This window comes from Microbacterium umsixpiens (genome assembly GCF_053543675.1).
The window spans coordinates 1-5,057 of record NZ_JBLVOH010000108.1; the positions used below are offsets into that span (position 1 = coordinate 1).

7 protein-coding genes are annotated in these 5,057 nt (G+C 69.3%); 2 read left to right on the forward strand and 5 right to left on the reverse strand.

The genetic code is table 11. The features are described from left to right. Together ACNPM4_RS10850 and ACNPM4_RS10855 are read right to left on the reverse strand one after the other, a co-directional pair. Positions 1-325 (reverse strand): CT398-like coiled coil hairpin domain-containing protein (locus tag ACNPM4_RS10850; protein ID WP_448985695.1); only part of this gene is annotated, 325 nt, incomplete at its 3' end. Between the two features lie 36 nt (positions 326-361). After that, on the reverse strand, positions 362-784 hold the full coding sequence (locus ACNPM4_RS10855; protein WP_400858455.1) for a YchJ family protein: 423 nt from the start codon (positions 782-784) through the stop codon (positions 362-364). Positions 785-827: 43 nt separating this feature from the next. Here ACNPM4_RS10855 and ACNPM4_RS10860 point away from each other — a divergent pair, with 43 nt between their 5' ends. Further along, the gene (locus ACNPM4_RS10860; protein ID WP_262001032.1) at positions 828-1,667 is read left to right on the forward strand and encodes an aldo/keto reductase; all 840 of its coding nucleotides are present in this window, start codon (positions 828-830) and stop codon (positions 1,665-1,667) included. Between the two features lie 11 nt (positions 1,668-1,678). Here the strand turns inward: ACNPM4_RS10860 and ACNPM4_RS10865 are convergent, their stop codons facing one another. After that, the gene (locus ACNPM4_RS10865) at positions 1,679-2,515 is read right to left on the reverse strand and encodes a helix-turn-helix transcriptional regulator (protein ID WP_029261795.1); all 837 of its coding nucleotides are present in this window, start codon (positions 2,513-2,515) and stop codon (positions 1,679-1,681) included. Positions 2,516-2,615: 100 nt separating this feature from the next. Between ACNPM4_RS10865 and ACNPM4_RS10870 the strand changes: the two genes are divergently transcribed. Further along, positions 2,616-3,380, forward strand: coding sequence for an SDR family oxidoreductase (locus tag ACNPM4_RS10870; protein ID WP_448985698.1), 765 nt, complete (start codon positions 2,616-2,618; stop codon positions 3,378-3,380). A 34-nt stretch (positions 3,381-3,414) separates the two neighbouring features. Here the strand turns inward: ACNPM4_RS10870 and ACNPM4_RS10875 are convergent, their stop codons facing one another. Continuing rightward, the gene (locus ACNPM4_RS10875) at positions 3,415-4,368 is read right to left on the reverse strand and encodes an L-lactate dehydrogenase (protein WP_105710056.1); all 954 of its coding nucleotides are present in this window, start codon (positions 4,366-4,368) and stop codon (positions 3,415-3,417) included. A 55-nt stretch (positions 4,369-4,423) separates the two neighbouring features. Further along, a partial coding sequence (locus ACNPM4_RS10880) for a DUF1731 domain-containing protein (RefSeq protein ID WP_448985699.1) occupies positions 4,424-5,057 on the reverse strand: 634 nt, incomplete at its 5' end.

The following is a 5,057-nucleotide window of genomic DNA, read 5'->3' on the forward strand; positions in this document are numbered from 1 at the left end:
GCCGACGGGCGAGGCTCGCCAGCTCGTGCTCGAGCGCCTGCGCGTCCTTCGAATTCGTCGATGCGGCGAGTCGCTCGGCGTCACGGTTACGGCGCGCCTCGACCACGGCCACGTCAGACTCCAGGCGCTTCAGCTCGGTGCGCACGTCGTCGCGGGTACCGGTGAGATTCGTCAGCTCACGGAGCTGCTCCTGGCGGATGGCGACGAGCTCGGTGATCCGCCCCGCCTGGCTCGGCTTGGTACGGGCACGCTCGGCCTGCGCGATGCGCCGGTCGAGGTCGGCGATGTCGAGCAGGGTGCGCTGGTTCTCGGGGCTGGCGTTCACGCTCTCAAATCTAGTCGCTGCGGCGACATCCGCCCATCAGCTCACGTCGCCGTCGACGTAGTACCACTGCCGGTCCTCGCGGACGAAGCGGCTGCGCTCGTGCAGGGAGCCCCGCTCGGCGCCCTGCCGCCAGATCGCCTCGAACTCCACGATGCCCTGGTCATCGAACGGACCGCCGGCCACGCGATCGAGCACGAGCAGCCGCCGCCACTCGAGATCCGGCTCGAAGTCGATCGTCCGCGGCCTCGATGTCGGATGCCAGGTGCGCAGCAGGTGACCCGCATCGTGGCGCCCGAACGCCGTGTACCGCGACCGCATCAGGCGCTCCGCCGTCGGAGCGGGGGCGCCGCGCAGCAGTGGACCGCAGCAGCCGCCGAACGCCTCGCCGGACGAACACGGGCATCGCATCGCGTCGTCGATCACCACGTCATCCGACGCCATGTCCGTCTCTGCTGTCATTCCCTCAGCGTACGCTCGGAGGAAACGCACCGGAGGAGTCACGATGACCACTGTCCCCACCTTCACCGCCCACAACGGCTTCGCACTCCCGGCGATCGGGCTCGGCACGTATGCGCTCAACGGCGATGCCGGAGCGGATGCTGTCACAGGGGGCCTTGAAGCGGGGTACCGGTTGATCGACACGGCCTTCAACTACGAGAACGAGGGTTCGGTCGGCCGAGGAGTTGCCGCATCCGACGTCGACCGCTCGGAGATCATCGTCACCACGAAGCTCCCCGGACGCCACCACGCGTCTCCGAAGGCGCGCACCAGCATCGAGGAGAGCCGTTCGCGTCTCGGGCTCGAGGCGACGGACCTGCACCTGATCCACTGGCCGAACCCGGGCCAGGACGAGTACGTCCAGGCCTGGGCTGCGCTCGTCGACGCGCAGGCGCGCGGAGTGGTCCGGCAGATCGGCGTCTCGAACTTCCTGCCGGAACACCTGGAACGCATCGAGCGCGAGACCGGTGTGCGCCCCGTCGTCAACCAGATCGAGGTGCACCCGTACTTCCCGCAGGAGGAGCAGCTCGCCTACCACCGCGAGCACGGCATCCTCACCGAGGCATGGAGCCCTCTGGGACGCGCCAAGGAGCTGCTCGACGAGGCAGTGATCCATGAGGTCGCCGCCGCGCACGGCGTGACACCGGCGCAGACGGTCCTCGCATGGCACGTCGCCCGTGGCACGGTGTCGATCCCCAAGGCGTCGTCCCGGGAGCACCAGGTCGCGAACCTCACGGCGGCCGAGATCGTGCTCGGCGATGCCGAGGTGGCAGCGATCACCGCACTCGGGCGCCCCGACGGACGGCTGTTCGACGCCGACCCGAGGACCCACGAGGAGTCCTGACCCGCGTCTGGTCAGACGTTCTGCGTCCCCAGCACCCGCAGGAACTCGAGTTTGCTCGCTGCCTCGCTGCCCGGCGCCGCCGTGAGCACGATCAGCGCCTGGGACTCGTCCTCGGTGAACAGCGCCTGACAGTCGACCTCGATCTCGCCGAGCTCGGGGTGCACCATCACCTTGTGCTGCTCGAACCGGCGGCTCACCTCGTGCGCGTCCCACAGCTCGACGAACTCCGGACTCCGCGCAGTGAGCGCCGAGACGATCTCGCCTGCCCGTGAACGCGCCCCCATCACACCGTGGGCCGCACGCAGCGACCCGACGAGCGCACGAGCCTGTCTCGCGTGGTCGGCCTCGCGATACCGACGCCGCTCGTCGTCGGGATAGGCGAACCACCGGTAGATGCCACTGCGGTCGAGACCGGTGAGCGTGCTCGCGTCGCCCACGAGCGCGCGGGAGGCGTCGTTCTGCACGAGCACCTCGTCGAGAAGCGAGACGACGAAAGCCGGGGTGTCGTGCAGCCGGTCGAGCACGCGGAGGATGCCGGGGCGCACGTAGTCGGTGACATGTGCTCGGTCGGGTGCGCTGTGTCCGCAGAGTCGGAACAGGTAGTCGCGCTCGTCCTCGGTGAGCCGGAGTGCGCGCGCGAGCGCCGCGAGGATCTGCACGCTGGGTTGCGGACCCCGCCGCTGTTCGAGGCGGGTGTAGTAGTCGGTCGACATGGTCGCCAGCTGCGCGACCTCCTCGCGGCGCAGGCCCGCCGTGCGACGCCGCGGCCCCGTCGACAGCCCGACGTCGGCGGGCGTCAGAGCATCACGGCGGCGGAGGAGGAATTCGGCCAGTGCATCACGGTCCACCCCCGAAGTATCTCCCGGCGGCGTGATCCGATCCAGGGAGCGCCCGTCCCTGGATGACCGCTCTCTGGAGGGAGCTCGCCGTCGCTCGGATGCTGAATCCATGGACATCAGCGGAAACACCATCTTCATTCCCGGCGCGACCAGCGGCATCGGCCTCGCTCTCGCTCTGCGCCTGCACGAACGCGGCAACACCGTCATCGTAGGCGGACGCCGACAGGACCGGCTCATCTCGATCGCCGCGGAGCATCCCGGCATCCACACGGTCCGGATCGACACGACGGATGGGCGCAGCATCGATGAGGCCGCGCAGCTTGTACTCGCCGAGCATCCTGCACTCAACGTGCTCGTCACGATGGCCGGCGTCATGCGCGCCGAGGACTGGACCACGCCTTCCGGATTCCTGGAGATCGCGGAAGAGACGGTCGCCACGAACATCCTCGGTCCGATCCGCCTCATCGCCGCGTTCATCGACCACCTGCGTGCGCAGCAGGACGCCACGATCATGACCGTGTCGTCGGGGCTCGCTTTCGCCCCGCTTCGTGTGACGCCCACATACAACGCCAGCAAGGCCGCGATCCACATGCTCAGCGAATCACTGCGCCTGCAGCTGGCGGGGACGAGCGTCTCTGTGCTCGAGCTCGAGCCGCCGGCGGTCCGTACGCAGCTCATGCCGGGTCACGAGGACAACGAGGCAGCGATGCCGCTCGACGAGTTCATCGACGAGGTGACGGCACTGATCGAGTCACAGCCGCACGCCACCGAGATCCAGGTCGAGCGGGTGAAGTTCCTCCGCTACGGCGAGGCTCGGGGCGACTACGACCAGGTCGTCGCGACGCTGAACCGGACCGACCCGCACGGACGCTGAGAGCGAGGGGCTGCCGGTTCGCGCCGGCGTCCCCTCAGCGGCGCAGATCGGCCGCGGCCGCCTGCAGCGCATCCGCGGACTGACGGAGCAGCCCGAGCTCGTGGTCCGAGAACGAGGTGTTACGGATGGGCACGGCACCCTTCGCACTCACGATCGACGGCACGGACAGCGCGACCCCGTCGAGACCGTGGAAGTCGCGCAGCACGGTGCTCACGGGCATCACGGCGTGCTCGTCGCGCAGGATCGCCTCGACGATGCGCGCGCTGGACAGACCGATCGCGTAGTTGGTCGCGCCCTTGCCCAGGATGACCTTGTACGCGGCGTCGCGCACGTCGACCGCGATGTCCTGCAACTCGTCGAGGGTGAATCGCGGGTGCCCCGGCGTCTCCCACTCCAGGATCGGGACCGTGCCGATCGTCGCCCGCGACCACAGCGGGAACTCCGTGTCTCCGTGCTCGCCGACGATGTACGCGTGCACACTGGCGGTCGAGACGCCGGCGCGCTCCCCCAGCTTCCAGCGCAGCCGGGAGGTGTCGAGCACTGTTCCGGAGGCGAAGATCCGCTCCGGCGGAAGCCCCGTCTCCTCCTGCGCGATCACCGTGAGCACATCGCACGGATTGGTGACGATCACGTAGACCGCGTTCGGGGCGACCTCGAGCAGATCCGGCATCATGCGACGGATGATGCCGGCGTTGACCTCGGCGAGCTCGATGCGGGTCTGACCCGGCTTCTGCTTCGCTCCGGCGGTGATGACCACGACATGCGACCCCGCGGCCACCGAGATGTCGCTGCCGCCGACTATGTCGCTCGAACCGGTGAACTGCGTTCCGTGGGCGAGGTCGAGCACCTCGGCCTCCACCTTCTCGGTCGCGATGTCGTAGAGCGCGACGTGTCGGGCCGACCCGCGGATCAGCGCCGCGTAGGCGACACTCGATCCCACGCTTCCCGCACCGACGACCGTGAGCTTCGAGTTCTCGATGATCTCCATGCGCTCAGTCTTGCAGTGCCGGGCGCCGATCCGGGAGGGGTGGCGCCGGGAGATCTCAGAGCGCTGCGGCGACGGCGGCGGCCGCGGTGGCGTGCGTGAACCGGAACCCCGTGCGCTCGAGCACCTGAGGGCGCACGTCCGCGTCCGGGAGCAGCAGAGACTCCGCCGCATCGCCGAGTGCGAACCGGAGTACCCAGGTCGGCACCGGCAGCCAGAACGGACGGTGCATCCGGGCCGCGAGGGCACGGCCGATGTCGTTCGCGGAGGCAGGAGTGGGCCCCGTCAGATTGACGGGACCGGCGATCTTCTGGTCCAGCACGTGCCGGATCGCCGCCACCTCGTCGTCGAGTGAGATCCACGGCCAGATCTGCGTGCCGCGTCCGAGCGGGCCGGAGACGCCGAACCTGGTCAGCTGGATGAGGGGCTTGAGCACTCCGCGCCGGTGGATGACGGGCGCCGTGCGCAGCAGCGCGACCCTGGTGTGGTCCTCGGCCTGGCGCGCCTCGGCCTCCCAGCGCACGGTGAGGTCGGCCAGGAACGTCTGACCAGCAGTGGAATCCTCCGTGAGCACCTCGCCGGGAACGGACCCGTAGTAGCCGACAGCGGACGCCGACACGAGGGCCGGGGCTTCGGAGCGCAGAGAACGCAGAGCGGTCGTGATCGTCCGCGTCGCCTGCAGACGAGAGTCG

Coding starts and splice junctions, on each gene's coding strand:
- ACNPM4_RS10855 (WP_400858455.1), bottom strand. CDS start 784: ATGACAGCAGAGACGGACATGGCGTCGGATGACGTGGTGATCGACGAC.
- ACNPM4_RS10870 (WP_448985698.1), top strand. CDS start 2,616: ATGGACATCAGCGGAAACACCATCTTCATTCCCGGCGCGACCAGCGGC.
- ACNPM4_RS10860 (WP_262001032.1), top strand. CDS start 828: ATGACCACTGTCCCCACCTTCACCGCCCACAACGGCTTCGCACTCCCG.
- ACNPM4_RS10875 (WP_105710056.1), bottom strand. CDS start 4,368: ATGGAGATCATCGAGAACTCGAAGCTCACGGTCGTCGGTGCGGGAAGC.